Source organism: Ruegeria sp. B32, from assembly GCF_025141855.1.
Taxonomy (GTDB): Bacteria; Pseudomonadota; Alphaproteobacteria; order Rhodobacterales; family Rhodobacteraceae; genus Ruegeria; species Ruegeria arenilitoris.
On record NZ_CP081106.1, the window covers coordinates 1,287,361 to 1,312,777 of the forward strand.

The 25,417-nt window shown below is 61.6% G+C and carries 25 protein-coding genes; 14 read left to right on the top strand and 11 right to left on the bottom strand.

Features of this window, described 5'->3' with window-relative positions; genetic code table 11:
* Positions 1 to 50 precede the first annotated feature (50 nt).
* The 3 genes from K3752_RS06590 to K3752_RS06600 are packed head-to-tail and all read left to right on the top strand — an operon-like array spanning position 51 to position 2,236.
* Complete coding sequence (locus K3752_RS06590; RefSeq protein WP_260065713.1) at positions 51 to 1,025, top strand: Gfo/Idh/MocA family protein; 975 nt, start codon at positions 51 to 53, stop codon at positions 1,023 to 1,025.
* 57 nt (positions 1,026 to 1,082) lie between these two features.
* Positions 1,083 to 1,352: a DksA/TraR family C4-type zinc finger protein gene (locus tag K3752_RS06595; RefSeq protein WP_093961778.1), complete on the top strand. Its 270-nt coding sequence runs from the start codon at positions 1,083 to 1,085 to the stop codon at positions 1,350 to 1,352.
* A complete protein-coding gene (locus K3752_RS06600; RefSeq protein ID WP_260065717.1) occupies positions 1,349 to 2,236 on the top strand; it encodes a DMT family transporter in 888 nt (295 codons plus the stop codon). Before K3752_RS06595 ends, K3752_RS06600 begins: the two co-directional genes overlap by 4 nt.
* Positions 2,237 to 2,254: 18 nt before the next feature.
* Here K3752_RS06600 and K3752_RS06605 read toward each other — a convergent pair whose 3' ends face one another.
* From K3752_RS06605 to K3752_RS06620, 4 genes are all read right to left on the bottom strand, one after another.
* Positions 2,255 to 2,491: a hypothetical protein gene (locus K3752_RS06605; protein WP_170363690.1), complete on the bottom strand. Its 237-nt coding sequence runs from the start codon at positions 2,489 to 2,491 to the stop codon at positions 2,255 to 2,257.
* Positions 2,488 to 4,308, bottom strand: coding sequence for a M3 family oligoendopeptidase (locus K3752_RS06610; protein ID WP_260065720.1), 1,821 nt, complete (start codon positions 4,306 to 4,308; stop codon positions 2,488 to 2,490). Before K3752_RS06610 ends, K3752_RS06605 begins: the two co-directional genes overlap by 4 nt.
* A gap of 70 nt (positions 4,309 to 4,378) precedes the next feature.
* Entirely contained in the window at positions 4,379 to 5,356 is a 978-nt protein-coding gene (locus tag K3752_RS06615) for an alpha/beta hydrolase (RefSeq protein WP_260065722.1), read from the bottom strand.
* Positions 5,356 to 5,646, bottom strand: coding sequence for an SCP2 sterol-binding domain-containing protein (locus tag K3752_RS06620; RefSeq protein WP_170433170.1), 291 nt, complete (start codon positions 5,644 to 5,646; stop codon positions 5,356 to 5,358). The genes K3752_RS06615 and K3752_RS06620 overlap by 1 nt, the downstream gene beginning before the upstream one ends.
* A gap of 68 nt (positions 5,647 to 5,714) precedes the next feature.
* Between K3752_RS06620 and K3752_RS06625 the strand changes: the two genes are divergently transcribed.
* From K3752_RS06625 to K3752_RS06650, 6 genes are all read left to right on the top strand, one after another.
* Positions 5,715 to 6,284: a tetratricopeptide repeat protein gene (locus K3752_RS06625; RefSeq protein WP_260065725.1), complete on the top strand. Its 570-nt coding sequence runs from the start codon at positions 5,715 to 5,717 to the stop codon at positions 6,282 to 6,284.
* Between the two features lie 20 nt (positions 6,285 to 6,304).
* Complete coding sequence (locus K3752_RS06630) at positions 6,305 to 9,106, top strand: helicase-related protein (RefSeq protein ID WP_260065727.1); 2,802 nt, start codon at positions 6,305 to 6,307, stop codon at positions 9,104 to 9,106.
* Positions 9,107 to 9,112: 6 nt separating this feature from the next.
* The gene (locus K3752_RS06635) at positions 9,113 to 9,484 is read left to right on the top strand and encodes an RNA-binding S4 domain-containing protein (protein ID WP_170389764.1); all 372 of its coding nucleotides are present in this window, start codon (positions 9,113 to 9,115) and stop codon (positions 9,482 to 9,484) included.
* Positions 9,485 to 9,550: 66 nt separating this feature from the next.
* Entirely contained in the window at positions 9,551 to 9,889 is a 339-nt protein-coding gene (gene fdxA, locus K3752_RS06640) for a ferredoxin FdxA (protein ID WP_093961788.1), read from the top strand.
* Positions 9,890 to 10,171: 282 nt separating this feature from the next.
* Positions 10,172 to 10,681 (top strand): CarD family transcriptional regulator, encoded by a 510-nt coding sequence (locus K3752_RS06645; protein ID WP_093961789.1) that lies wholly within the window; start codon positions 10,172 to 10,174, stop codon positions 10,679 to 10,681.
* A gap of 126 nt (positions 10,682 to 10,807) precedes the next feature.
* Positions 10,808 to 11,569 (top strand): ion channel, encoded by a 762-nt coding sequence (locus K3752_RS06650; protein ID WP_170357534.1) that lies wholly within the window; start codon positions 10,808 to 10,810, stop codon positions 11,567 to 11,569.
* Here K3752_RS06650 and cobS read toward each other — a convergent pair.
* The gene (cobS, locus tag K3752_RS06655) at positions 11,566 to 12,330 is read right to left on the bottom strand and encodes an adenosylcobinamide-GDP ribazoletransferase (protein ID WP_170442424.1); all 765 of its coding nucleotides are present in this window, start codon (positions 12,328 to 12,330) and stop codon (positions 11,566 to 11,568) included. The two genes, K3752_RS06650 and cobS, sit on opposite strands and share 4 nt — an antisense overlap.
* 79 nt (positions 12,331 to 12,409) lie before the next feature.
* Between cobS and cobT the strand changes: the two genes are divergently transcribed.
* Positions 12,410 to 13,423: a nicotinate-nucleotide--dimethylbenzimidazole phosphoribosyltransferase gene (cobT, locus tag K3752_RS06660; RefSeq protein WP_170445432.1), complete on the top strand. Its 1,014-nt coding sequence runs from the start codon at positions 12,410 to 12,412 to the stop codon at positions 13,421 to 13,423.
* A gap of 27 nt (positions 13,424 to 13,450) precedes the next feature.
* Here the strand turns inward: cobT and K3752_RS06665 are convergent, their stop codons facing one another.
* Both K3752_RS06665 and K3752_RS06670 read right to left on the bottom strand, forming a co-directional pair.
* Positions 13,451 to 15,328 (bottom strand): monovalent cation:proton antiporter-2 (CPA2) family protein, encoded by a 1,878-nt coding sequence (locus K3752_RS06665; RefSeq protein WP_170357537.1) that lies wholly within the window; start codon positions 15,326 to 15,328, stop codon positions 13,451 to 13,453.
* A 19-nt stretch (positions 15,329 to 15,347) separates the two neighbouring features.
* Complete coding sequence (locus K3752_RS06670; RefSeq protein WP_093961793.1) at positions 15,348 to 15,803, bottom strand: Lrp/AsnC family transcriptional regulator; 456 nt, start codon at positions 15,801 to 15,803, stop codon at positions 15,348 to 15,350.
* Positions 15,804 to 15,948: 145 nt separating this feature from the next.
* Here K3752_RS06670 and hppD point away from each other — a divergent pair, with 145 nt between their 5' ends.
* Positions 15,949 to 17,046 (top strand): 4-hydroxyphenylpyruvate dioxygenase, encoded by a 1,098-nt coding sequence (gene hppD, locus K3752_RS06675; RefSeq protein ID WP_170389767.1) that lies wholly within the window; start codon positions 15,949 to 15,951, stop codon positions 17,044 to 17,046.
* A 61-nt stretch (positions 17,047 to 17,107) separates the two neighbouring features.
* On the opposite strand, the gene K3752_RS06680 is transcribed toward hppD, so the two are convergent.
* Entirely contained in the window at positions 17,108 to 19,132 is a 2,025-nt protein-coding gene (locus K3752_RS06680) for a hypothetical protein (protein WP_260065737.1), read from the bottom strand.
* A 164-nt stretch (positions 19,133 to 19,296) separates the two neighbouring features.
* Here K3752_RS06680 and K3752_RS06685 point away from each other — a divergent pair, with 164 nt between their 5' ends.
* Entirely contained in the window at positions 19,297 to 19,992 is a 696-nt protein-coding gene (locus K3752_RS06685) for an SIMPL domain-containing protein (protein ID WP_260065739.1), read from the top strand.
* 2 nt (positions 19,993 to 19,994) lie between these two features.
* Here K3752_RS06685 and K3752_RS06690 read toward each other — a convergent pair whose 3' ends face one another.
* The 3 genes from K3752_RS06690 to K3752_RS06700 form a co-directional block, all read right to left on the bottom strand.
* Positions 19,995 to 20,705: a GNAT family N-acetyltransferase gene (locus K3752_RS06690; RefSeq protein ID WP_260065741.1), complete on the bottom strand. Its 711-nt coding sequence runs from the start codon at positions 20,703 to 20,705 to the stop codon at positions 19,995 to 19,997.
* Between the two features lie 6 nt (positions 20,706 to 20,711).
* A complete protein-coding gene (locus K3752_RS06695; protein ID WP_260065743.1) occupies positions 20,712 to 22,004 on the bottom strand; it encodes an O-acetylhomoserine aminocarboxypropyltransferase/cysteine synthase family protein in 1,293 nt (430 codons plus the stop codon).
* Between the two features lie 72 nt (positions 22,005 to 22,076).
* Positions 22,077 to 23,072, bottom strand: coding sequence for a hypothetical protein (locus tag K3752_RS06700; RefSeq protein ID WP_260065745.1), 996 nt, complete (start codon positions 23,070 to 23,072; stop codon positions 22,077 to 22,079).
* Between the two features lie 151 nt (positions 23,073 to 23,223).
* Here K3752_RS06700 and K3752_RS06705 point away from each other — a divergent pair, with 151 nt between their 5' ends.
* Positions 23,224 to 23,856: a cupin domain-containing protein gene (locus K3752_RS06705; protein ID WP_260066267.1), complete on the top strand. Its 633-nt coding sequence runs from the start codon at positions 23,224 to 23,226 to the stop codon at positions 23,854 to 23,856.
* A 160-nt stretch (positions 23,857 to 24,016) separates the two neighbouring features.
* Positions 24,017 to 25,351, top strand: coding sequence for an NAD(P)-dependent oxidoreductase (locus K3752_RS06710; RefSeq protein WP_170363675.1), 1,335 nt, complete (start codon positions 24,017 to 24,019; stop codon positions 25,349 to 25,351).
* Positions 25,352 to 25,417: the final 66 nt, after the last annotated feature.

Genomic DNA, 25,417 nt, shown 5'->3' on the forward strand with positions numbered 1-25,417 from the left:
TGTTGGCGCAAACATTTCAGCGCGGAACATGGTCAAATACGGAGGAAACCATGCACAAGCCGGTTCAATGGGGCATTCTGGGGGCGGCGAAATTCGCACGCCAATTCATGGGTCCGGCGATCCATGCGGCCTCGGGCGCGCGTTTGTCTGCCTTGGCGACTTCGGATCCGGCGAAAGCCGGTCCATTCCAGAACTTCTGCCCGGACCTTACGGTCTTTGACGACTATGACGCGCTGCTGGCTTCGCCCGAAGTCGAGGCGGTCTATATCCCGCTGCCGAACCACCTGCATGTGGAATGGAGCCTGAAGGCGCTGGAGGCCGGCAAGCACGTTCTGTGTGAAAAGCCGATGACCATGCGCGCGGAGGAGTTCGAAGCTCTGATCCACAAGCGCGACCAGACCGGGCTGCTGGCGGCCGAGGCCTATATGATTGTGCACCACCCTCAGTGGCAGCACGTGCGCGACCTGATCGCCGACGGCGCCATCGGTGATCTGGTGCATGTCACGGGCGCATTCAGTTTCGACAACAGAGCCGACACCGGCAATATCCGCAACCGCGCCGAAACCGGCGGGGGCGGGCTGCGCGACATCGGCGTCTATGTCATCGGGTCGGCCCGTTTTGCGACGGGGCAGGAACCGGACGCCGTGCAATCGGCCATCCGCTGGGAGGATGGCATCGACGCGTTCACGGAAATACGTGCGCAATTTCCCGGCTTTACCTATTCAGCTTACGTCTCGATCCGCATGCATCCGTATCAGGAAATGGTCTTTCACGGCGAACGCGGCCTGATCCGCCTGACCGCGCCGTTCAACGCGCGAGTGTTTGGCGAGGCACGGGTCGAGCTGCATCGCCCAGGTTTGGAAGTTCTTGTGACGCGCTTCCCAGCCGACGATCACTACAAGCTGCAGGTCGAGGCGTTTTGCCGGTCCGTTCGCGCGGGCGACGAATACCCGTGTCCGCTCGAATTCTCGCGCGGGACGCAGGCGATGATCGACCGGGTGTTCGACGGCGCAACACCGCTCTGACTTGCGTGATCAGCCACCCCGGGCCTAAACTGGTGAGCACCTGAACAGGAGGGGGCCATGGCCGGAGGCTGGGCGCGCGACGGCGCTGTAAGTGAACAGATCGAGGCTTCGATTTCAGACGAGCTGGCACGGATGCAGGCGAAAAAGCGCCCGGTCGGTGAAAGCCTGACCCATTGTGCAGAGTGCGAAGAACCGATCCCCGAGAAGCGCCGACTGGCGATCCCCGGGGTCAAGCTGTGTCTGGATTGCCAGCAAGAGCGTGATGGTGCTTTCAAGGCCCGCGGCGGTATCAATCGGCGCGGCTCCAAGGACAGCCAGCTCAAGTGAAGGAGGCCGGCAAAGACGGCGGTTCCCTTTTTCAGAATGGCCTGTTTCTTGGGTTCCTGGCCGCATTTCTTTGGGGCACGCACAGCGTCATCGTGCGCTACCTGACCGGAGATCTGGGTGGCATGCAAATTGCCACAACCAGGCTGTTCATAGCTGCTTTGGCCATCTACGGCATGTTGCGTGCGATGAGTGCGCCGGTTTCCGTCCAGCTCCGGGATTGGAACTTCCGTCTTGCGGTTTTGGCGACGGTCATCAACTACATTCTGTTTCATATCGGGCTTGAACACACCGGTGCAGGCAGCGCGATGGTGTTGGAAAATACCGCGCCGTTCTTTGTTCTGGTTTTCTTGTATTTCTTCGCCGACACCCCTGTTGGAAAAACCGATGTTCTGGCGACCCTTCTGGCCATCTTGGGGGTCTTTCTTACGGTTTTCCGCGATTTCGAAGGCGGCGGGGACCCGGTTCTGGGGGATATGATGGAAATTGGGGCCGGGGTCAGCTGGGCGGTGTTCCTGATCGCCAGCAGCCGGGCCATGCGCGCGTCGAAATCGACGGCCGAGCGTCTGAATTTCCTGTTTGGTGTGTTCCTTTGCTCGGCCGTAATTCTGCTTCCGCTGTCCGTTTTTGCGCTGCGGATGCCATCCGGCAACGATTTGGTGTTTTTAGTCTTGCTGGGCGTTTTCCCGACTGCGCTGGCCTATTACCTTTGGTACGAGGCCGCCGCGCGAGTGTCGACGTTGACCGCGACCCTTTTGTTCGCCACCTCGGTGGTGTTCACCTTCGTCAATTCGTCAATTTTTCTGGGGGCACCGATCACCCCAATGGCTGCGATTGGGGCGGGATTGATCGTATTCGCGGTGTTCCTCACGACCAGAAAAAACTAGGCGACAGCCGGAACAGGGTTATCGGCGGCGCCACCAGCGCCGCAGCAGGTTGACGTCCATGGCGGCAACCATGATGCCCAAGGGGATCATCCAAAACCCCAGAACCGGAAGGAAGCCGAAGGCGCCTGCGACGATCAACAAAAGACCCACGACAAACCGCAGCCCCCGCGGGACATTGCGGCGGATCCGGGCGAGAACAGGGCGCAGGCGGTCCTTGATGGCCCGCCAGCGCCCCTTGTCGGTTGGGTCTGTCACCCCTCCAGGGCCTCCAGTTCGTCGATCATCCCCGAGATCATCGACAGACCCTTATCCCAGAATTTCGGGTCGCTGGCATCCAGCCCGAACGGGGCCAAAAGCTCTTTGTGGTGCTTGGAGCCGCCCGCGCGGAGCATCTCGAAGTACTTTTCCTCGAACCCGTCCGCGCCGCTTTCATAGACCGAGTACAGCGCGTTCACCAATCCGTCGCCGAATGCATAGGCGTAGACATAGAAGGGCGAATGAACAAAGTGCGGGATATAGGCCCAAAAGGTCTCGTACCCTTCCATGAATTCAAACGCCGGGCCAAGGCTTTCGGCCTGAACGCTCATCCACAGGGCGTTGATGTCGTCCGGCGTCAGTTCGCCCTCGCGGCGGGCGGCGTGCAGCTTGCATTCAAAGTCGTAGAAGGCGATCTGGCGGATCACCGTGTTGATCATGTCCTCGACCTTGCCGGCCAGCAGAACCTTGCGCTGCTCGGGCGTTTCGGCCTGATCCAGCATCTTGCGGAAGGTCAGCATCTCGCCGAAGACGCTGGCAGTTTCGGCCAGCGTCAGGGGCGTCGATGACAGCATCTCACCCTGACCGGCAGCCAGCACCTGATGCACGCCGTGGCCCAACTCGTGCGCAAGCGTCATCACGTCGCGCGGTTTGCCCAGGTAGTTGAGCATCACGTAAGGATGCACCTCGGTCACGGTAGGGTGCGCGAAGGCGCCCGGAGCCTTGCCCGGTTTCACCGCCGCGTCGATCCAGCCTTTCGAAAAGAACGGTGCTGCAATCTCGGCCATGCGGGGATCGAAAGCGGCATAAGCCTCCATCACGGTCTTCTCGGCGTCCTCCCACGACACGGTGCGGGTGTCTTCCATCGGCAGCGGCGCGTTGCGGTCCCAGACCTGCATCACATCCAGACCCAACCATTTGCGCTTGAGCTCGTAATACCGGTGGCTGAGCTTGGGATAGGCGGCCACCACCGCCTCGCGCAGGGCTTCGACCACTTCGGGTTCGACATCGTTCGCCAGGTGCCGCGCGGTCTGCGGGGTCGGCATCTTGCGCCAGCGATCGATGATTTCCTTTTCCTTGGCCTGCGTATTGTGGACGCGGGCAAAGGTTTTGACGTTGTCTTGGAACACGCGGGCCAGTTCGCGGGCCGCGGCCTCGCGTTTGGACCGGTCCTGTTCGGTCAGCAGGTTCAGGGTGCCTTCGATGTTCAGCTCTTCACCGTTCACGGTAAAGGTCAGCCCGGCGATGGTTTCGTCGAACAGCCGTTCCCACGCGTCGCCGACCACCCCCAGATCATGCAGGAATTTCTCCAGCTCGTCCGACAGTTGATAGGGCTTCATCGCGCGGATGCGGCGGAAGACGGGCTCGTACCGGGCCAGGTCCGCGTTGGCCTTGAAATGAGCGGCCAGCACGTCGTCGTCGATGCGGTTGATCTCGAGCGTGAAGAACACCAGCGGCGTGGTGAACAGCGTGACCTTCTCCTGCATGTCCGACAGGAACTTGGCGCGCTCGGCATCGGTGGTCAGCTGGTAATATCGCAGCCCGGCAAAGGACATGATGCGCCCGGCGACGGCGTTGATCTTTTCGTTGCGCTGGACACAGGTCAGCAGGCCCTGCGCATCCAGATCGGCCAGCTTGCCTTCGTAATCGGCGGCAAAAGCCGCGCATTCCTGCTCCAGCCACTCAAGATCGCGGGTCAGTTCCGGCGCGTCCTGTCCCTTGTACAGATCGTCCAGGTTCCATTCCGGCAGGTTGCCAAGGTTGTCGGCGCCGCCGCCGGCAATTGCGTCTCGGACGGGGAAGGGAAGCTCGTGCATGAAACACCTCGATTGTCTGCGTTGGATCACATCTAGGCGCAGGGCGCGCGGATCACAAGCAGCCGAGGTGTCAGCGCGTCATCGCAAGTTCGGCTGTCTGCCCGTTGGCGGCGGCCGAGAAATGCGCGGCCATCTCCTCGAACACCGGGCCGCGGACCTCGGGCGGCTCCATCATCACCTCGTGTTCGCCGTCGGGGATCTCGACCAACCGGCCGCTGGGCCAGTTCGTCATGCGCGCCCGGATCGCCTTGCGGTCCACGATCTGCTCGTGGCTGCCAAGATAGGTCAGACAGGGAATGTCGGGGGCGGTCTGCGCCATCAGCCAGGCGCATTCGCCCAGTGCCTCGCGTAGCCAGATGGTCGACGGCGCACCCAGGGCCAGTTCGGGATGCGCTTTCAACTGATCCTGCATCATCCGGTACATCCCGGGATCGCGGGTCAGTGCGTTGCCCGCGAAAGGCTGGATCAGAACATAGCTTTCCAGTGACGTGGTCGGAGGCGTCTTTTCGCCCAGCCCGATCCGCGGCCCCCAATAGGCGGTCAGACGGCTGAGCGGTTTCATCAGTGGGGTAAAGAAAATGCCCCACATCGGGCCGGTGAAGGCACAAGAGGCAAACAGGCCTGTTTCCAGAACCGCGCGCATCCCGATCGCGCCGCCCATCGAATGGCCGATCACGTGCCAGGGTTTCGGCAGGCCAAGCTGCTCGGCCAGTTTCAGCGTTTCGCGCACGTCCTGCTGATAGTCGGTAAACTTGTCCACATGGCCAACGCGCGGATCTTCCAGCAATCTGTCAGCCAGACCCTGTCCGCGCCAATCCACGGCCAGTACAGCAAAGCCGCGTTGTACGAACTCACCCGCTGCATTGCCATATTTTTCAATATATTCCGTGCGGCCGGGAAAGATCATCACCGTCCCGGTCGCCTCACCTTCGGGGCGCCAATGGCCCACGCGAATGCGTGTGCCGTCGCTTGTGGTCAACCAGTGCGCGGCGCCGCCGGCGGGACCGCCGGCCACATCTTCAAAGAACGGGGCCGGCGACAAATCCATCAGGCCAGCACCGAGGCAAGCTTCATGGCAACACCCATGTCGCCGTCGACGCTCAGCTTGCCGGCCATGAACGCGCCCGTGGGGTTCAGCTCACCGCTGAGGATTTGCTCGAACGTGTCCGCGTCGGCGCTCAGGGTGACCTCGGCGTCCTCGTCGCTGACCCGCGCACCGTTTTCATCCAACACGATCGAGCCGAGGTCGGCGATGGCGAATTTCGCCGACGAGTCGAAATCGCCGCCCGACAGTTTTTCGTTCAGCGCGGCTGCCGCTTTTTCAAGAGTGTCGCTCATGGTCTTCCTCATTTGTTAGTGCGCCGTGAATGGACATCCGCGGTCGCAACGCTACACTGAACATTGTTATGAGCATTGCAATCAACAATCTCAAAGGTACCGTTGCGGCATTTGCCCTCCTAGTCATGTATTCCACCACTGGGATTGCGCAACAGGCCGATTTGCGGGACGAAGCCGAGCTGCTGCGGCAGCTTGCCGAAGCGTCTCCCGAGCAAGCAGCCGGTCTGGATCGGCAACTGCAGTCGCTGTGGTCGCAATCAGGGTCTGCCTCGGCTGATCTGCTGCTTGAACGCGGACGTGAAGCACTTGACGAGGGCAATGTCGAAGCCGCGTTGGACCATTTGACGGCCCTGACGGACCATGCGCCCGATTTCGCAGAAGGTTGGCATGTGCGCGCCTCCGTGTTTTTTGGGCTGGAGCGGTTCGGCATGGCGGCCGCCGATCTTGAGCACGCGCTCGCGTTGAACCCGAACAATTACGAAGCCATCTACGGGCTTGGCCTGATCTTTGAGGTGCTGGGTCAGCCCGAACAGGCCTATGACGCCTATTCCCGCGCGCTGTCTATACATCCCCATCACGAAGAAGTAACCAATGCCGTGAATCGGCTGAAACCGCAGATTGCGGGCAAGGCGCTTTAAGGTCCGGGCAGGGGGCAAAGGTGAACGGGGCATCCCGAATCGTGGCCGTACTTGGCCCGACCAACACAGGCAAAACCCACTATGCCATCGAACGCATGCTGGGGCACCGGACCGGTGTCATCGGCCTGCCGCTGCGGCTGCTTGCGCGCGAGGTCTATGACAGGATCGTCGCCATCCGCGGCCCCTCGGTGGTGGCTCTTGTGACGGGCGAGGAACGCATCGTTCCGCCGCGCACGCAATACTGGGTCTGCACGGTCGAGGCGATGCCCGAGGGAATGGGCACCGATTTCGTGGCCATCGACGAAATCCAGCTGTGCGCCGACCCCGAGCGCGGTCATGTCTTTACCGACCGGCTGCTGCGGATGCGCGGCACGCACGAGACACTTTTTCTGGGTGCCGACACGATGCGCGGCCCGATCGCGGCGGTGGTGCCGCAGGCGCAATTCGCTCGGCGCGAGCGGATGTCGCAACTGGTCTACACCGGGTCCAAGAAGATCAGCCGCATGCCCCCGCGCAGTGCCATCGTCGGGTTCTCGGTCGAGAACGTCTATGCCATTGCCGAGCTTCTACGGCGGCAAAAGGGTGGGGCGGCCGTGGTCATGGGCGCTCTCAGTCCGCGCACGCGGAATGCGCAGGTCGAACTGTACCAGAATGGCGAGGTCGACTATCTGGTCGCCACCGACGCCATCGGCATGGGGCTGAACCTCGATGTGAACCATGTGGCGTTTTCGTCCCTGTCCAAATTCGATGGCCGGCGTATGCGGCCGCTGGCCCCGAACGAACTGGCCCAGATCGCCGGGCGCGCCGGGCGCGGCATGTCGGATGGCACCTTCGGCGTGACGGGCGAGGCGTCGCCGCTGGACGAAGGCGTGGCGCAGGCCATCATGGACAGCCGGTTCACGCCGATGAAAAAGCTGAACTGGCGGAATGCCGCCTTGCGGTTCGGCTCGGTCGATGCGCTGATCGACTCGCTCGAGGCCAGCCCGGACAACGAGCATTTGGTCAAAGCCCGGCCCGCAGACGACCTGAACGCGCTCAAGTCGCTGGCCCAGGTGCCCGAGGTTGCAGCCCGTGCCGGCGATGGTCCGTCGATCCGCCTGTTGTGGGATGTTTGCCGAATCCCCGACTTTCGGGGCATCAGCCATGCGGAACATGCCAGCCTGCTCGAATCTATCTTCGGACATCTGCACGAACGCGGCACGATCCCCGAGGATTTTCTGGCGCGCCAGATCCGCCGGATCGACAGAACCGACGGCGATATTGATGCACTGTCCAAAAGGTTGGCATATATTCGCACGTGGACATATGTTGCGCAACGAAACGGCTGGGTGCGCGACGAATCCCATTGGCGCGCGGAAACCCGCGCTGTAGAAGACAGGGTGTCAGACGCTTTGCATGAACGTCTGACGCAAAGATTTGTGGACCGGCGTACATCTGTTCTGCTGCGCCGGCTCAAGCAGAAGGAGGCCCTTTTGGCCGAAGTGAATGACAAGGGTGAAGTGACCGTCGAAGGCGAATTCGTCGGTCGTTTGGAAGGGTTCCGGTTCATCCCGGACAAAAGCGCGCAGGGAACCGAGGCGAAAGCGCTCAAATCGGCCTCACTGCAAGCACTCGCGCCGCAATTCCATCTGCGTGCCGATCGCTTCTACAATGCGCCCGATACCGAAATTGATTTTACCGATCAGGGTGGCCTGATGTGGGGCGAATATGCCGTGGGCAAGCTGGTTGCCGGGGCCGAACCTCTCAAGCCGATGGTCGAAGTGTTCGTGGACGAGGCCGCAGGGCCGGAGGTTGAGCAGAAGGTGCAGCGCCGCCTGCAACACTTCATCGACCGCAAGATCGCGGCGCTGTTCGAGCCCCTGCTGAACCTGTCGCGCGACGAAGAATTGACCGGGCTGGCCAAGGGATTTGCCTTCCGCATGGTCGAGGCGTTGGGCATCCTGCCACGTGCCGGAGTCGCACAAGAGGTCAAGGACCTGGACCAGGACGCTCGTGGCGCGCTGCGCAAGCACGGCATCCGGTTCGGCCAGTTCACCATTTTTATGCCGCTGCTGCTGAAACCTGCCCCGACGCGCCTGCGTCTGGTGTTGTGGGCCCTGGCAAATGGACTTCAGGAGTTTCCCGAAGCGCCGCCGCCGGGCTTGGTGACGGTGCCCGTCGCCAAGGGCGCGCCCGAGGGCTATGACACCATGTGCGGCTACCGCAATGCGGGCGAGCGTTCGATCCGTATCGACATGCTGGAGCGCTTGGCCGACATGCTGCGCGCCGAAGACAGCCGCGGCGGTTTCGAAGCCAAGGCGGACATGTTGTCGATCACCGGTATGACGCTGGAACAGTTCGCCGACCTGATGCAGGGGCTGGGCTACAAGGCCGAGCGCGGTGAACGGACCAAGATCAAGCCGGCTCAGATGACCGAGCAACCACCGGCAGCAACCGCCGAAGCTCTGACCGAGACCGCCGAAGCAGAGGCGCAGTCGGATGTGGCCGTCGCCGCCGAGGCGCCAACCGAGGCTACCGACAGCACCGAGGCTGAGGCCGAGGCCACGGCCGCAGACCCTGCATCGGACGAACCCGAAGTCGAGGTGTTCTACACCTTTACCTGGGGCCGTCAGGCCAACCGGGGGCCACGTGGTGACAAACGGCAGGGTCGGAGCAAACCGGGCGGGAAGCCTCGGGATGGTCGCGGCAAGCCGCAGGGCAAGAAGGGCGGCAAACCGCAAGGGGCCAAGACCTTCTCGTCCCGGCCGCCCAAAAAGGAAAAGGCGATTGATCCCGACAACCCGTTTGCCGCTGCGCTGATGGGTCTGAAGGACGGCAACTGATCGCTGATGGCCGACGCACCGGCCAAGCTGCGGATCGACAAGTGGCTGTGGCATGCGCGGTTTTTCAAGACCCGCAGCCTGGCCGCCAAACAGGTCAGCGGCGGGCATGTGCGTATCAACGGTGACCGGGCCCAGAAGCCGGCGCAAACCGTCGGGCCCGGTGACGTTCTGACATTCGCTCAGGGGCGCGTTATTCGCGTGGTTCAGGTCGAAATCCTGGGTGCGCGACGCGGTCCGGCGACCGAGGCGCGGACGCTGTACACGGATTTGTCCGAAGAGAAGGATAATCCGCCACAAAATCCGGGTTTCGAAGGAAAAGGTCGTCCGACCAAGAAGGATCGGCGCGCGCTTGATCTTTCTCGCACCCCCAAGGGCTGATCTTCTCTTGAAGATGGGGGCAGACTGATTTAGCTAGTCGCCCAAACCTCTGACGGGAATTGGACCATGACCTACGTTGTCACCGAGAACTGTATCGCCTGCAAATACACCGACTGCGTCGAGGTATGCCCGGTGGATTGCTTCTATGAAGGTGAAAATACCCTGGTCATCCATCCGGATGAATGCATCGATTGCGGCGTGTGCGAGCCGGAATGCCCGGCGGACGCCATTCGCCCCGATACCGAGCCGGGGATGGAGCAGTGGGTCGAATTCAACCGCAAATACGCCGAACAATGGCCGGTTATCGTAACCAAGAAAGACCCGCTTCCGGGCGCCGAAGAGCGCGACGGTGAAGAGGGCAAGATGGAGAAATACTTCTCCGAGGCACCGGGCGAGGGCGGCTGAGCGATTCGGGTCGCAAAGCCCGTAACACTGCCGTAAGTTTTTGCCTTAATGCGCTGAAAAAAATCACAAATTCCGAGTCGAAGGCCCCGTCCGCTTTCAGGTGTCTTAATTTTGTGATATACTCATTTGGCAAATGATGATCGAGATGGGGACGACTCCGTAAGTATGCTCACTTTGGAGTTCTGAGTTTTTGACATGTAATCAGCCTGACAGGGGTCGCGGGTGACCCCGGTTAGGTTTTTTGTCGCTTTTTTCCCGCTCTGCAACCAAGGAAACACGTGCATGACAAAGTCGAAGAAGCTTGAGTTCCGTCCGAACGACTATGTTGTCTACCCTGCACATGGGGTCGGGCAAATCATATCGATTGAAGAACAGGAAGTCGCTGGATACTCGCTCGAGCTGTTCGTCATCTCATTCGAGAAAGACAAGATGACCCTGCGGGTGCCGACCAACAAGATCACTGAATCCGGACTGCGCTCGCTCAGCTCGCCCGATGTGATCAGCCAGGCGATGAAGACTCTGAAGGGCAAAGCCAAGGTAAAACGTGCCATGTGGTCGCGCCGGGCGCAGGAATACGAACAGAAGATCAACTCGGGTGACTTGATCTCGATCGCTGAGGTGGTGCGTGACCTGCACCGCACCGACGACCAGCGTGAGCAGAGCTATTCCGAGCGTCAGCTCTATGAAGCCGCGCTTGAGCGTCTGACGCGCGAAGTTGCGGCCGTGTCCGGTTCGGACGAAATCGCAGCGGCCAAGCAGGTGGACGAAGTCCTGACCTCGCGCGCGGCCTGATCGGGCTTTGAAGCAACACCAAAGGGCCGCTCTGGTTTCAGAGCGGCCTTTTTCATGCCCGATCGCTTGGTTCGCGCCGCCTTTCCCGCTAATTTCCCAGTCATTGGAACCGTATACGGGTCAGTCATGAAGCAGACGGTCAAGGCACTCTATATCGGCAGAGGGGCGGTTTCGGTCTGGTTCCGGTACTGTCTGATCCTGTTCGACCTTGCCTCGATCGTGTTTTTCGTGGCGACGGCGAACATTCCGCACGGCCCAGGATTGATTGCAGTCAGCTGGGCGGTGGGGCTGATCATTCTGCTGGATTTCTCGGCTCGGATGTGGATCGCGAAAGACCGCAAGAAGCTGCTGTTCAAAATCTACACGCTTGCGGATCTGGTCGTGATCGCCTCGCTGATCCTTGACCCTTTCCTGACCGGCAGCCTTGCGTTCCTGCGGATTCTGCGCGCGCTGCGGCTGATCCATTCCTATCACCTGTTGCATGATCTGCGCCGCGACAGTGAGTTTTTCCGAACCCACGAGGATGCGGTCATCGCGGCTGTGAACCTGCTGGTGTTCATTTTCGCGACATCCACCGCCGTACTGGTTTTCTATATCCCCGAGGACAGCCAGACCCCGTATATCGATGCGCTGTATTTCACGATGGCGACACTGACCACGACGGGTTTCGGCGACATCACACTGAACTCTCCGGGCGGCAAGCTGTTTTCGGTCTTCATAATGGTGGTCGGTGTGGCGCTGTTCGTGCGGCTGGCTCAGGCCATTTTCATGCCGCAGAAAGTACGCCACAAATGTCCCAATTGCGGGCTGTTTCGGCACGACCCGGATGCCGTACACTGCAAGCATTGCGGTGAGACACTACGGATCAAGACCGGCGGTGTCGGCTAGAGCAGGGCGGCAACGGCCAGCAGGAAAGCAACCTCGGACAGCTGTTGAGAAGCCCCCAGGATATCACCGGTCTGACCGCCAATCTTGGTTTTGGCTATGATTGCCAGACCCACGGTTGCGGCTACCGCACAGGCGACGGGCAGAAGGGCGGTCCAGCCCAGAAGAGCCAGAGAGAAAACGAAAGCCAGCCCGAGGCCGGCTGCAACCGACAAAGGCGGAGGAGCGCCGACGCTATGGCTCAGCCCGCTGCCGCGGGCGTTCGGTAGGCCCGCCATCAATGGTGGCATCACCGCACGGGAAAACACAGCTGCCGCCAGTATTCCGGCCGGACTTCCTGCCGCCAGTAGTGTTGCGACCGCCGAGATCCTGAGCAGTTGAATGACCAACAAGGCCAACACTCCGTAGGTGCCGATATGGCTGTCCTTCATGATCTCGAGTCTGCGTTCGGGTGTATATCCGCCCCACAGCCCGTCCGCGGTGTCGGCCAGCCCGTCCTCGTGCATGGCTCCGGTCGCTGCGATCAGAACGGCGACAGCAAGGACTGCGCTGACTGTCCCGGAAAGGCCCACGGCCATCGCAGACCAGCCTACGGCACAGCCCAAGCCGCCAACAACCAGCCCGGCCGCAGGAAAGGCCCAAGCGGCTTTGGACTGTCGCTCGAAGAGCGATTTGGGCAGCACGGGCAATGGCAGCCGCGTCAAAAGAACCAGAACCAGCGGCACGTCCCATGGCGAAAAGGTTCGAGTGTCGTTTTTGTGCACTTGCGCGCCTTTCGAGGGGTTGTTGCTTTGCCTGCTTCGGTTAAACACGCAGGACCACTCCGATGCAACGAGGCTTTGAATGCTGCCTGAACTCAATGATCTGAATACCTTCCGCGACGCCCTGCGCAATGCTCCGGGGCCGGATGAGGCTGCAAGGCAAGGGGCTGCCGACCGCAACGGACAGCTGACCAAGCCGCCGGGTGCGTTGGGCCGGCTCGAGGATCTGGCGATCTGGTATGCCGGTTGGCGTGGGGATGCCCGGCCACAGATCGAGGCACCTCAGGTGATTGTATTTGCCGGCAATCACGGCGTGACGGCGCAGGGGGTCTCGGCCTTTCCGCCCGAGGTTACGGTTCAGATGGTCATGAACTTCGAGCACGGAGGCGCGGCCATCAACCAATTGGCCAAAGCGGCCGGGGCCAAGATGACGGTACACGCGCTGGACCTGGATCGGCCGACGGCCGACTTCACAATGGCCCCGGCAATGTCCGAGGACGAGCTTCTGACCGCTTTGCAGACCGGCTGGAACGCCGTTGATCCCACCGCAGACCTTCTGGTCGTGGGCGAAATGGGCATTGGCAACACCACCCCTGCCGCGGCCATCGCCTGCGCGTTGTTCGGCGGAGATGCCGCTGATTGGACTGGGCGTGGAACCGGTGTGGACGATGCGGGCCTTGCCAACAAGACGCGCGTCGTTGCCGAAGGTGTTGCGCTGCACGGAGCATCTGACGACGGGCTTGAGATCCTGCGGTGTTTGGGAGGGCGCGAGATCGCGGCCATGGCAGGGGCCATTGCAGCCGCCCGAATTCTGCGCATCCCGGTCATTCTGGATGGGTTCATCTGCACCTCGGCTGCGGCTTGCCTCGATCGTCTGGCGCCGGGAGCGCTGGACCATGCCGTTGCTGGCCACCAGAGTGCGGAAGGTGCGCACGCGGCCATGCTGACCAAGCTGGACAAAGCGCCCTTGCTGAGCCTCGGGCTGCGGCTGGGCGAAGGGTCGGGGGCCGCGCTGGCCATCAATATCCTGAAAAGCGCCGTCGCTTGCCATTCGGGTATGGCCACCTTTGCCGAAGCCGGTGTGTCGGACGGTTGAGCTCGGCTGACCCGGGATATCCCCGGGTCAGGCTGACTTCTTTTCGTTCTTTTCGGCCAGTTCCAGCAGGGCGGTCTCGAGGTCCTTCTCCAACTCGCGCGCGCGTTCGATGTACTTTTTGTTCTCGGCCGTCGGCATGCCGGGAACCCAGAGTTCAGCCAATTCGCGAATTGCCTGCCGATCGTGGTGATAGAAGGTCTGCTGTGCTTGCGCGGCCTCGTATTCGCTCAAACCAATGTTCTCCAGCACATAACGCCCGGCCCGCAGAGAGCTGTCGAACAGCTCACGCACGATGTCATCAGCGCCGGCCTGATACAGCTCGTACACATGGGTCCGGTCATGCGCGCGGGCGACGATGTGCAGGTCGGGGCGCTGCCGGCGGGCGTAACCGACCAATCGGGTCACTTCCTTGCGGTTGTCCATCGCGGCCACCAAAACGGAAGCCTTTTCAAGGCCAGCAGCCCGCAGCAATTCGGGGCGCGTCGGATCACCCAAGAAGCCTTTGACGCCGAACCGACGCATCAGCTGGATCGTTTCGATATTGTGGTCCAGCACCACCGTCTTGAACCCGCTGGCGCGGACCAGCCGGTTGACGATTTGTCCGAACCGCCCAATTCCCGCAATGATGACGGGACCTTTTTCGTCTATTTCCTCGGGTTCAATCTCGGGTGAGTTGTCGCGGATGTGGCGCGAAAGGTAGTCATAGATGATGAACAGAAGCGGTGTGATCAGCATGGTCAGGGCAATGATCATCAACAGCTTCTGCGACAGGGCCGGGGGAATGACATTCTGCTTGGTCGAAAAGGCCAGCAGCACGAAGCCGAACTCACCCGCCTGAGCCAAACCCAGCGTGAACAGCCAATGGTCGCGGCCGCGCAACTTGAATGCACGACCAACGGCATACAGGATCAGGCCCTTGACCAAGATCACCAGCAGGGCCAGTCCGATCAGGTCGAACGGGTCGTTGAAAAAGTACCCGACGTCGATCCCGGCCCCGACCGTGATGAAGAACAGGCCCAGCAGCAATCCCTTGAACGGCTCAAGGTCGCTTTCCATCTCGTGCCGGAACTCGGAACTGGCCAGGACGACGCCAGCGAGGAAGGCGCCCAACGCCGGGGACAGGCCCACCAGCGTCATCAGGAACGAGATCCCTACTACGATCATCAGGGCCAACGCCGTGTACATCTCGCGCAGGCGGGTGGTATGGATGAACCGGAACAAGGGACGGGTCAGGTAGACGCCTACCACGATCACGAATGCGATCGCACCCAATGTCACCAGCGTCACCGCCCATCCGGGCAGGCCATCGACCAATGACAACGTATGGTGCGCGTCGCCGTGCCCGTCGCCGCCGCGCGTGATTGATCCGTCATCCTCGATGAAGATGCTGGCCGGCATGGCCAGCAGCGGCAGAAACGCCAGGATCGGAATCACGGCGATATCCTGAGTCAGAAGGACCGAGAACGTGGATCGCCCGCCGTTTGTGCGCATCAAACCTTTTTCCGACAGCGTCTGCAGCACGATGGCGGTTGATGACAGGGACAGTGTCAGACCCACGGCCAAGGCAACTGACCATGGTTGACCTGTGTAGAAGGTAACTGCTGCAATCACGACCGTAGAGAGCGAGATCTGCAGTCCACCAAGCCCCAACAACCGGTGCCGCATATCCCAAAGTGCGCGGGGTTCCAGCTCGAGCCCGATCAGGAACAGCATCATGACGACGCCAAATTCCGCGACATGCTGCAAGTCCTTGGTTTCCGCACCCACGAGCCCAAGGATCGGACCGATGGCGATGCCGGCGGCGAGATATCCGAGGACAGACCCCAGCCCAAGCCGCGCCGACAGGGGGACGGCGATCACGGCGGCTGCCAGATAGATCGAAGCCTGGTACAGGAACTCGTTCATCTTCTTCCTTTCCTTGCCGTCAGGTCGGCAGCGGAGCGTCGCGTTTCAGCTGGTCCATCACGATCTGGCTTTGCACCCGTGCCACCGCAGGATGGGGCAGTATCACCTCGTGAAGCAAGGTGTTGAGCGCGGAAAGATCCTCGCAATAGACATGTAGCAGATAGTCTGCCTCGCCAGTCATCGTCCAGGCGCTGGTGATTTCCGGGCGGGTTTCCACCATACGCGCAAAACTGGATGATTGTTCGGGGCCGTGGGTGCCGAGGTGAACTTGAACGAAGCCCTGGACCTGCAGGCCAAGTTTGCGCGGGTCAAGCCGAGCTGCGTAGCCGGTGATATAGCCCTCGGCCTCCAGCCGCTGACGGCGGCGCCCGGCCTGACTGGGGGACAGGTTCAGCATCTCACCCAACTGATGTGCAGTCAGGTGCGCGTCTTTTTGCAGCGCGGCCAGAAGGCGAGTATCGGTTGCGTCCAGCATGTGCGGAGATTCTCACATTTTTCGGGGTCTGGTGCGGAGTTTTCGCAGGCTTCTGTAGTTTACATGAAAAGAATGCGCAAAAACAGCGCTGAAAAAGGCGTATTCTTGAATCAGCAAAGAATTTCCTGTTTCAAGAGGACAAGCCATGGGCCCTTTCCCGCACAACGCCCCGAAATCCGTGATCAGCGCCGAGAACCCCGCCGGCACAGATGGGTTTGAATTTGTTGAATTCGCGCATCCCGAACCGCAGGAGCTGCGCGACCTGTTCGCCAAGATGGGTTTTGAAAAGGTTGCGCACCACAAGACCAAACCGCTGATCGAGCTGTGGCAGCAGGGCGATGTGACCTACATCCTGAACGCGAACCCCGACAGCTTTGCTGCGAAATTCGTGGAAGAGCATGGCCCCTGTGCCCCGTCGATGGGCTGGCGTGTCGTGGATGCGCAAAAGGCCTATGACCATGCCGTGTCGAAGGGGGCCGAACCCTATGATGCGGCCGACAAGACCATGGATGTGCCCGCGATCAAGGGTATCGGCGGGTCGCTGATCTATTTCATCGACCAGTATTACGAAACCTCGCCCTACAATCAGGAATTCGAGTGGCTGAAGCAGTCCAAACCGCGCGGCGTCGGTTTCTATTACCTCGATCACCTGACGCACAATGTCTTCAAGGGCAACATGGACAAGTGGTTCAAGTTCTACGGCGATCTGTTCAACTTCCGCGAAATCCGCTTCTTCGACATCCAGGGCAAATATACCGGCTTGCTCAGCCGTGCATTGACCTCGCCCTGCGGCCGTATCCGGATTCCGATCAACGAAGACCGCGGCGAGACCGGTCAGATCGTATCCTACCTGAAGAAGTACAAGGGTGAGGGCATCCAGCACATCGCCGTCGGCAGCGAGAACATCTATGACTCGACCGATGCAATCGCCGAACGAGGGCTGAAGTTCATGCCCGGTCCCAACGATGCCTATTATGATATGTCCTTCGACCGCGTGAAGGGCCATGACGAGCCGGTGGATCGCATGAAGAAGCACGGCATCCTGATCGATGGTGAAGGCGTGGTGGACGGCGGCGAGACCAAGATCCTGCTGCAGATCTTCTCGAAAACCGTGATTGGTCCGATCTTCTTCGAGTTCATCCAGCGCAAGGGCGATGACGGCTTTGGCGAAGGCAATTTCAAGGCTCTGTTCGAATCGATCGAGCGCGAACAGATTGAATCCGGAGAGATTTCTGCCGCCTGAAGAAGACCCAGAATTTGGAACCCGGCCTACCGGGTTCCAATTTTCTGAAACGCGGCGCGCTTTACCCGCGCGGCATCTTCAACGTGACGTTGCGGCCGCCTTTCTGATAACGAAGCTCGCTGTCGCCAATCGCGACGACTTTGCCGCCGTCAATCCGATCTCCGACTTTCAGCTTCTTGTACCGACCGCTTGGTAGCCGGACCAAGGCACGCCGATTGGCCGGCGTACCGTAAACGCCGATCAGGTTCAGACGCCGCAGATTCAAAGCATTGTCAATCGTGGCTTGGCGCGCCACCGAGGCCCGGCTGGGTATCTTGGGTGCGACGGTTGTGGGTTTGAACGATCCCGCTTCATCGTCATCCGCCTTTGCTACCGCTGCGGTCGACCCCAGAGTGGCTGAGCCGGTTGTTGCTTTTCGGGCCGCCAGAGCGGCCACGGTCGACGGACGAACGCGGGGGCGAGGGACGCGCACCACGGCCAATGCGGTGGGCGTGCGGTCCACAGCCTCGCGCTCTTGGATCGACGCCGGCCTGGATTTCGGGCGAATGACCGCCAGCTCGTCCACCGTCCGGCCGCCCAGCTGCCCACGCTCAAAGTTCTCAACCAGCGTTTCCGGGCGCAGGCGCGGACGCAGACCAGCCAGTCTTGTATCGTTGTCTGTGGCAGTCGGGTCGGTTTCGAACCTGACCGGCACCTCGGGCGGAACCGACGACGGGCGGCCGAGGAACACAAGGATGCCGTCCGGGTTCAACGTCCCCTCGGGTGACGGAGTGACAAGGCCACGGTCATCAAGGTCAAAACGACTGCCCGCGACATTGGGCAGACCAACCGTGGCCACCGGCTCGTCGGTAGCAAAGCTCTCTTCGGCAGGAAGCGCCACGGCATCCTGCGACAGCTCCGCGTGATCGACGGACGACAGGTATACGTCCTCGGGCACCTCGGGGTCTGGTACTGGCAGCGGATCGGGCGCGGTGATCGTCAGGCCAGAGGCTTCTTCGAAATCCTCGACACTTTCCGGATCGCGTTCGACCTGCTCGACGGGCGAGGGCGCAACATTCAATGCTTCCAGAATTGCCTGATCCGTCGGCGTCAATTCAGGGGGCGTGGGTGTCTCCGGCTCGACCAGGGGCGTGCTGGCTTCAAACGTCAGGTCTTCGTCGGCCAATGCCTCGGGGTCGGGAGTGTCCTCGGGCTCAGGAGCGACTTCTGCCAGCCCTTCGGTCTCGGTCAGCGGTGGGGCGGTGATAGAAACTGGCGCAGGTGCCGTTTCGACGACCGGCGCAGTCGCCACAGGGCTGCCAGTTTCGTCTGACCCCGACCAGATCAATGCGACAACGGCCAGCACGACGGCGCCCGCCGCAGCGGCACCAATGTAGCGAACTGGTATGTCGGAGTCTGATGCCGCAGGATTCTGTGAGGCGGTTTCAGTCGCTTCTATCGGCGATACGAATACGTCCGGCTGAGCCGGTTCGGCAATCGGATGCGCCTGTGGCGAGGGGGCCGGATCGGGTTCCGATGCCTGCGAAGCCTGAGGCGCGGGTTCCGCGTCTTGGGCTGGCGCGACAGCAGCTATCTCCTCGTCCGGTGGCTCGGGCGGCTGTGTGACGGATGTCGCGCGCTCGGCAAACTCGAACTCTCCGGTACCGGTCCAGGGCGCATCGGGGGCCAGTGTTGCAGCAAACCGAACAGGCACGAAACCGTAGCGACTGGCAAAGGCTCGGGCCTCTTCTATCGTCTCTTTCGCCACGGCAGCGACCAGAAGATTCGACCCATCCGCATGGAGGTCGTACATCAACTCGGCAATCTCGCAGCCCGTGGCCTGAGCCAATTCCGCCTCGACCACTTGCGTCACGTCGGAGTCGTCTGTGCTGGTGACCGTGAGGTAGCGCACGTGGTCCGAGGGAATCACGACCGTACAGCTCAGGTCATTGGCCAGCGCGAAACCTCGACCGCGAAGCTCGTTCAGCTGTTCGGAAAAATCCGGCGCGTCCAGTGATACGGCGCCGATGCCAAACCATTCGTCATCCGAATAGTGCAGCAGAGTGATCCCGTTATCCGAAAGAGACAGCGCAAAAGCGGGTTTCATTATTCAAGGGTGCCGTAATTGTCTGAACCAAAGCAAACGCCCTTGCGTCCGCGCATCGAGATTAAAGCAGGAACCCGCCGAGGGAAAGGAAAAGGCAAAATCTCCCCTTGTCCGGCGAAGGCTTGCCAACCCATCTTTGATCTCAGAAAACAGGAGAGATCACATTGAAGACATTTGCTTTTTTGGCGGCGGTATTGGCGGCGACAGTTGCTGTGGCCGCCCATGCGGAAGAACGTCGCATCCAGGTTTACGGAACCGGAACAGCCGAGGCCGCGCCGGATATGGCAACCATCACGGTGGGGGTGACAAATCAAGACGCGCAGGCTTCGGCAGCAATGCAGGCGACCTCGGACGCGGTTGCCACCGTCCTGAGCCGCCTGAGTGAGATGGGGATCGAATCGCGCGACCTGCAGACCCGCGATCTGTCCCTGTCCCCGGTCTGGTCCGGGCGGGGCAACGCGGATGGCGAAGAACCAAGGATCACGGGCTTCGTTGCGTCGAACCGTGTGTTCGTGTGGGTCAGAAATCTGGATGATATGGGGCAGATCATGGATGCGGTCATTCAGGATGGTGCGAATGATTTTGGTGGTTTGACCTTCACAGTTCAGGATCCCAAGCCGCTTGAAGCGAAGGCGCGCGCCCAAGCCGTCGCCGATGCGACAGCCAAGGCCGAACAATTGGCTCAGGCCGCCGGTGTCACCTTGGGTTCAGTCGTGTCGATCAACGAGCAGGGAGGGGGCATTCGCCCAATGCCCCAGATGCGCGAGATGGCCATGGCCGATTCGGGCGGGGTACCGGTCGCCGGTGGCGAGGTTTCGGTTTCGGTCACCGTGTCGATGGAGTTCGACATTTCCGAGTGACCTCAGCTTTCGCTGCGGGCCGTCAGCGGTTTCCGCTGTTGGCCCGTGGCATCGAAATTCTCGGGTGACAGCCAGGTTTCGAACGCCTGCCGGATGCGTGGCCAGTCCGTGTCGACGATCGAAAACCACGCCGTGTCGCGGTTGCGCCCCTTGTAATGGGTGGCTTGCCGAAATTCGCCTTCGAAGACAAAACCCAGCCGTTCGGCGGCCCGGCGCGACGGGGCATTCAGCGCATCGCATTTCCATTCGTAGCGGCGATAGCCCAACTCATCGAACACGCGGCGCATCATCAGGAACATCGTTTCGGTCGCGACCGGCGTGCGCTGCATCAACGGCGAAAAGTGGATGTGTCCCACCTCGATCACGCCGGCATTGCCGTCGATACGCAGGTAGGACGCCATCCCGACGGGCTGTCCGTCTTGGTCCAGAACCGTGTGGAACAGCGGATCGTCCCCCGTGCAGGTCTGGGCCAGCCAGGCGGCGAACCCAGCTTGCGAGTCGAACGGGCCGTAGGGCAGGTAGGTCCAGTTGCGCCCGTCGGTATCGGCGGCAAACGCCCGGAACAGGCCGGGCGCATCCGCATTCACATCCAAGGGCACCACGCGGCAAAACCGCCCATTCATGGGCGCGCGCGGTGGGGCCGGGCGCGGGAACTCCCCCGCAATCGGCTGGCCCACCGGCTGGCCCAATGCGTTGATCCTGCGCCCCGGCATTTTGGACTAGGCGCAGGCCTTGGACAGCGCCTGATCGAGATCAGCGATCAGATCGTCGGCATCCTCGATCCCGATCGAGACCCGTACTACGTTCGGCCCCGCGCCGGCGGCCTCTTGCTGTTCGGGGGTCAGTTGCCGGTGCGTGGTCGAGGCCGAATGGATGATCAGCGACCGCGCATCGCCCAGGTTGGCGACGTGGCTGAAGATTTCCAGCGCGTTCACCAGCTTGACGCAGGCGTCATAGCCGCCCTTGACCGCAAAGGTGAACAGGGCCCCGGCGCCTTTGCGGTAGTGCTTCTTGACCCGGTCGTGATAAGGCGACGAGGGCAGGCCTGCATAGGTCACATAGTCCACGCGGTCGTCTTTCTCGAGCCAGGCGGCGATCTTCTCGGCGTTTTCGACATGGCGCTGCATGCGCAGGCTGAGCGTCTCGATTCCCATCAGCGTGTAATGCGCCGCCTGCGGGTTCATCGTCATGCCCAGGTCGCGCAGGCCCACGGCGATACCGTGGAAGGTGAAGGCCAGCGGTCCGAAGGTTTCGTGGAACTTGAGGCCGTGATAGGCAGGCTCTGGCGCGCTGAGCGAGGGAAACTTGTCGTTGGCGGACCAGTCGAACTTGCCCGAATCCACGATGCAGCCGCCGGTCACCGTGCCATTGCCGGTCAGGTACTTGGTGGTCGAATGCACGACCAGCGTGGCGCCATGCTCGATCGGGCGGCACAGATAGGGTGTGGCCGCGGTGTTGTCGACGATCAGCGGAATGCCGGCGGCGTCGGCCACATCGGCCAGCGCGCGGATGTCGGTGACATAGCCGCCCGGGTTGGCTATGGATTCGCAGAACACCGCGCGGGTGTTGTCGTCGATGGCGGCCTTCACCGCATCCAGATCATCGGTATCGACGAATTTGGCCGTCCAGCCAAAGCGTTTGATGGTCTGGCTGAACTGCGTAACCGTCCCGCCATACAGCCGGGTCGAGGCGACCACGTTGCAGCCCGGCCCCATCAGCGGGAACAGCGCCATGATCTGCGCCGCGTGACCCGAAGAGCAGCACACTGCGCCAACGCCACCTTCCAGCGTCGCCACCCGCTCTTGCAGAACTGCCACGGTGGGGTTGGTCAGGCGCGAGTAGATATAGCCGACCTCTTGCAGGTTGAACAAAGCGGCCGCGTGATCGGCATCGCGGAACACATAGGCCGTGGTCTGATAGATCGGGGTCTGGCGCGCGCCGGTCGCCGGATCGGGGCGGGCGCCCGCGTGAATTTGCAGCGTATCAAAACCATAAGTGGGGCCGTCGGACATCCGTCACTCTCCTGTTGGGTATAAGCGTTGCAGAATCTCTAGGCGATTGCCGGGCCCGGCACAATGTCCGCGTCAGCGCAGCCACAGCCCCTTGTTCTTGATGACCTTACGGATGGCCTGCTCGCGCTGGGGCAGGTTGTCCCGGTCGAACATGGCGCGGATCTTGGCGCCCTTGCCATGATAGACCAGCCGTTTCAGCGGATCATAGTTCTTGAGAACCTTCTTGACCTTGTTGGGCGCGGCAACGGTTTCCAACACCTCGACCACCCGGTCGCTTTCACGCGCATAGAGCAGTGGGAACAGGCGATAGTGGCAGCTGACCGAGCCATCCAGCAGGCCCGCAGGCAGAACATCGCGCCCGCCGCCAAGCGCGTGGATGACCAGCGCCAGCGCCGCCTGGTCCAGCCACGGGTCCAGGTTCTGGCCGGTCAGGGCGGGGATCTCTTCATCCCGGATGGTGCGCGCATAGTCCAGAAACCGTGCGCCGAATTGGCGGGGGCATTTGTAGAAGAAATAGCCCGCATTGAAGTACAGATACCGCCGCCAGTATTCCGCTGGTTGGGTCGAGTCGATCGAGCTTTGGAACTCCAGCCCGAACCGGTCATAGAGCGCCCGCCAGATGCCGTCGAACCCCGGCCCGTACAGGGTCGGCTTGGGCCAGGTGCCCTCGACCTTCTGCGATGCGCCGGGCCGGTCGAAATCGAACGGCACCGCGGCCAAGTCGCCGGTGATCAGCGTGTCGGTGTCGAAGAACACAAAGGGCTCACCCGCGGGCAGGGCGGCCAGCGCTTCGATCTTGTTGCCATAGGGATAGCTTTCGCCGAACACCTCGGACGAAAAGGGCAGGATCTCGGCATCGAGCTGTTTCAGCGCCTTCAGAACATCCTCGTTGCGGATGCTCGGGTCCTGACTCCAGCGCGGGCCGGGTTGCGGAACGCCCACGAACAGGCGGCCCGAAAATCCGGGCGCGGAATGGCGCAGCGAGGCGGCGAACAGGACGGCTTCGTATTGCAGTCGGTTGTTCTGCCCGATGATCAGGATGTTGAATTTCTGCCGGTCTGCCTGCATCTGCGCCTTCCGTTCGGGGTGCTTGCCCGCCCCTTGCCGTTGGTTTCGACCTACAGCATCGCTGAACCTGCGTCAAAACCGTTGACGCCGCGTGTTTGAAATCGGGCCCGGCACGCCCATGTTGATGGAGAGGATCAGACAGGAGCGCGACATGCGGATCAATGCGGATTTCACCCAGCGGGTGGCGGTGCACTTCGACCAGACCGAGTGGGTGGCCTCGCCCGCCGAGGGGGTCGAGCGCAAGATGCTGGACCGGATCGGCGACGAGGTGGCGCGCGCCACGACCATCGTGCGCTTTGCCCCCGGCAGCGCCTTTGCCGCCCACACCCATGACGGGGGCGAGGAATACCTGGTTCTGGACGGCGTTTTCCAGGACGAGACCGGAGATTTCCCGGTGGGCAGCTATGTCCGCAACCCGCCGACCTCGTCGCATACGCCCTCGGCCAGCCAAGGCGCGACGATCCTGGTCAAACTGCACCAGTTCGACCCGAACGACCGCACCACCGTGCGCCGCTCGATCAACGGTGCGGACCACGTGCCGCTGTTCAAGGACGACCACGAAACGGTCGAAATGCGCAGTTGGCCGCCCGGTCAGGTCGTACCGATTGACCCACCCGGCGGGGCCGAGGTCTTTGTGATCGACGGCGGTTTCGCCGAACAAGGCGAGGAATTCGCGCGATGGGATTGGCTGCGGCTACCGCCCGGAACGCGCACCGAATTGCGGGCAGGTCCGGATGGCGCCCGCGTCTGGATGAAATCAGGTCACCTGTCCGGCATGGTCTGAGGCCGGTTCCGCCTGAAAAACGGGCAAATGCCACCAAAAAACCGGGTCATTCGGCCCGGTTTTCGCTTTTTTGACCATTTGGCAAATTTTACCAATTGATAAAATTTTTGTTTGTGGCAAGCTGGTCTCAATAACAAACATATCTACAGGGAGTAGAGTGATGGCACAGGGCCAGATGGCACCCGGCATCGTCGCCGGGCGGCTTTCCAGCGATGAGCTGACCTCGAATTTCACCGATCTGCATCCGCCTTTGGCGCCGCACGAGGCCGCCGTGGCCGCTGATCGGTGTTATTTCTGCTATGACGCGCCGTGCGTGACGGCCTGTCCGACCGATATCGATATTCCGCTGTTCATCCGGCAGATTCAGGCCGGGCAACCGGAATCGGCGGCGAAGACGATCCTCGATCAGAACATCCTGGGCGGCATGTGCGCCCGTGTGTGTCCGACCGAAACGCTGTGCGAGGAAGCCTGTGTGCGCGAAACGGCCGAGGGCAAGCCGGTCGAGATCGGGCGCTTGCAGCGGTATGCGACCGACACGCTGATGCAGGCCGGTGTGCACCCGTTCACACGCGCGGCCCCCACCGGCAAGACCGTTGCCGTAATCGGGGCAGGGCCGGCGGGGCTGGCCTGTGCGCATCGTCTGGCGATGCTGGGCCATGACGTGGTGATCCACGAGGCGAAACCCAAGCCCGGCGGGCTGAACGAATACGGGATCGCCGCCTACAAGGCGACCAATGACTTTGCCCAGGCCGAGGTGGACTGGCTGCTGAAGATCGGCGGCATCGCGATTGAAACCGGATCGGTTCTGGGCGACACGATCTCGTTGGACGGATTGTTGGAGGCCTACGACGCGGTCTTCCTGTCAATCGGCCTTGCAGGCGTCAACGCCTTGCGCGCGCAAGGGTCGGACAAGGACGGCGTCAGGAATGCTGTCGACTTCATCGCAGATGTTCGGCAAGCATCCGATTTGGCAAAACTGCCGGTAGGCCGAAATGTGGTGATTATCGGCGGTGGAATGACGGCCGTGGATGCCGCGGTGAAATCCAAGCTGCTGGGGGCCGAACATGTGACCATCGCCTATCGCCGCGGCCGCGACGCAATGGGCGCCAGCCGCTACGAACAGGATCTGGCCGCATCCCACGGCGTCCGAATTTTGTGCAACGTTCAGCCGGTGGCAATTCACGGAAACGGAGCGGCGGCCGAGATCGAATTGGAGTATACTGCCACCGTAAATGGCACGTTGACCGGCACGGGCGAAACCATTCGCCTGCCTGCGGATCAGGTTCTGAAGGCGATCGGTCAGACCTTGGATGGTGCGCCGGAAGGTTTGGAACTCGACGGCAACAAGATCGCCGTTGACGCAACCGGGCGCACCTCGGTTCCCGGGGTCTGGGCCGGCGGAGACTGTGCCGCGGGCGGCGAGGATCTGACCGTGACCGCCGTGGCCGAGGGCCGCGATGCCGCGATGGACATTCACGCCAGCCTGAGTGCCTGAGCAGGGCGTCGGCGCGTGAATATGTGTGACAAGACGAAGATGCATCTTCGCATCAGGGAGGCCGGA

Coding starts and splice junctions, on each gene's coding strand:
- K3752_RS06590 (WP_260065713.1), top strand. CDS start 51: ATGCACAAGCCGGTTCAATGGGGCATTCTGGGGGCGGCGAAATTCGCA.
- K3752_RS06595 (WP_093961778.1), top strand. CDS start 1,083: ATGGCCGGAGGCTGGGCGCGCGACGGCGCTGTAAGTGAACAGATCGAG.
- K3752_RS06610 (WP_260065720.1), bottom strand. CDS start 4,308: ATGCACGAGCTTCCCTTCCCCGTCCGAGACGCAATTGCCGGCGGCGGC.
- K3752_RS06615 (WP_260065722.1), bottom strand. CDS start 5,356: ATGGATTTGTCGCCGGCCCCGTTCTTTGAAGATGTGGCCGGCGGTCCC.
- K3752_RS06620 (WP_170433170.1), bottom strand. CDS start 5,646: ATGAGCGACACTCTTGAAAAAGCGGCAGCCGCGCTGAACGAAAAACTG.
- K3752_RS06625 (WP_260065725.1), top strand. CDS start 5,715: ATGAGCATTGCAATCAACAATCTCAAAGGTACCGTTGCGGCATTTGCC.
- K3752_RS06635 (WP_170389764.1), top strand. CDS start 9,113: ATGGCCGACGCACCGGCCAAGCTGCGGATCGACAAGTGGCTGTGGCAT.
- fdxA (WP_093961788.1), top strand. CDS start 9,551: ATGACCTACGTTGTCACCGAGAACTGTATCGCCTGCAAATACACCGAC.
- K3752_RS06645 (WP_093961789.1), top strand. CDS start 10,172: ATGACAAAGTCGAAGAAGCTTGAGTTCCGTCCGAACGACTATGTTGTC.
- K3752_RS06650 (WP_170357534.1), top strand. CDS start 10,808: ATGAAGCAGACGGTCAAGGCACTCTATATCGGCAGAGGGGCGGTTTCG.
- cobT (WP_170445432.1), top strand. CDS start 12,410: ATGCTGCCTGAACTCAATGATCTGAATACCTTCCGCGACGCCCTGCGC.
- K3752_RS06665 (WP_170357537.1), bottom strand. CDS start 15,328: ATGAACGAGTTCCTGTACCAGGCTTCGATCTATCTGGCAGCCGCCGTG.
- K3752_RS06670 (WP_093961793.1), bottom strand. CDS start 15,803: ATGCTGGACGCAACCGATACTCGCCTTCTGGCCGCGCTGCAAAAAGAC.
- hppD (WP_170389767.1), top strand. CDS start 15,949: ATGGGCCCTTTCCCGCACAACGCCCCGAAATCCGTGATCAGCGCCGAG.
- K3752_RS06680 (WP_260065737.1), bottom strand. CDS start 19,132: ATGAAACCCGCTTTTGCGCTGTCTCTTTCGGATAACGGGATCACTCTG.
- K3752_RS06690 (WP_260065741.1), bottom strand. CDS start 20,705: ATGCCGGGGCGCAGGATCAACGCATTGGGCCAGCCGGTGGGCCAGCCG.
- K3752_RS06695 (WP_260065743.1), bottom strand. CDS start 22,004: ATGTCCGACGGCCCCACTTATGGTTTTGATACGCTGCAAATTCACGCG.
- K3752_RS06700 (WP_260065745.1), bottom strand. CDS start 23,072: ATGCAGGCAGACCGGCAGAAATTCAACATCCTGATCATCGGGCAGAAC.
- K3752_RS06705 (WP_260066267.1), top strand. CDS start 23,224: ATGCGGATCAATGCGGATTTCACCCAGCGGGTGGCGGTGCACTTCGAC.
- K3752_RS06710 (WP_170363675.1), top strand. CDS start 24,017: ATGGCACAGGGCCAGATGGCACCCGGCATCGTCGCCGGGCGGCTTTCC.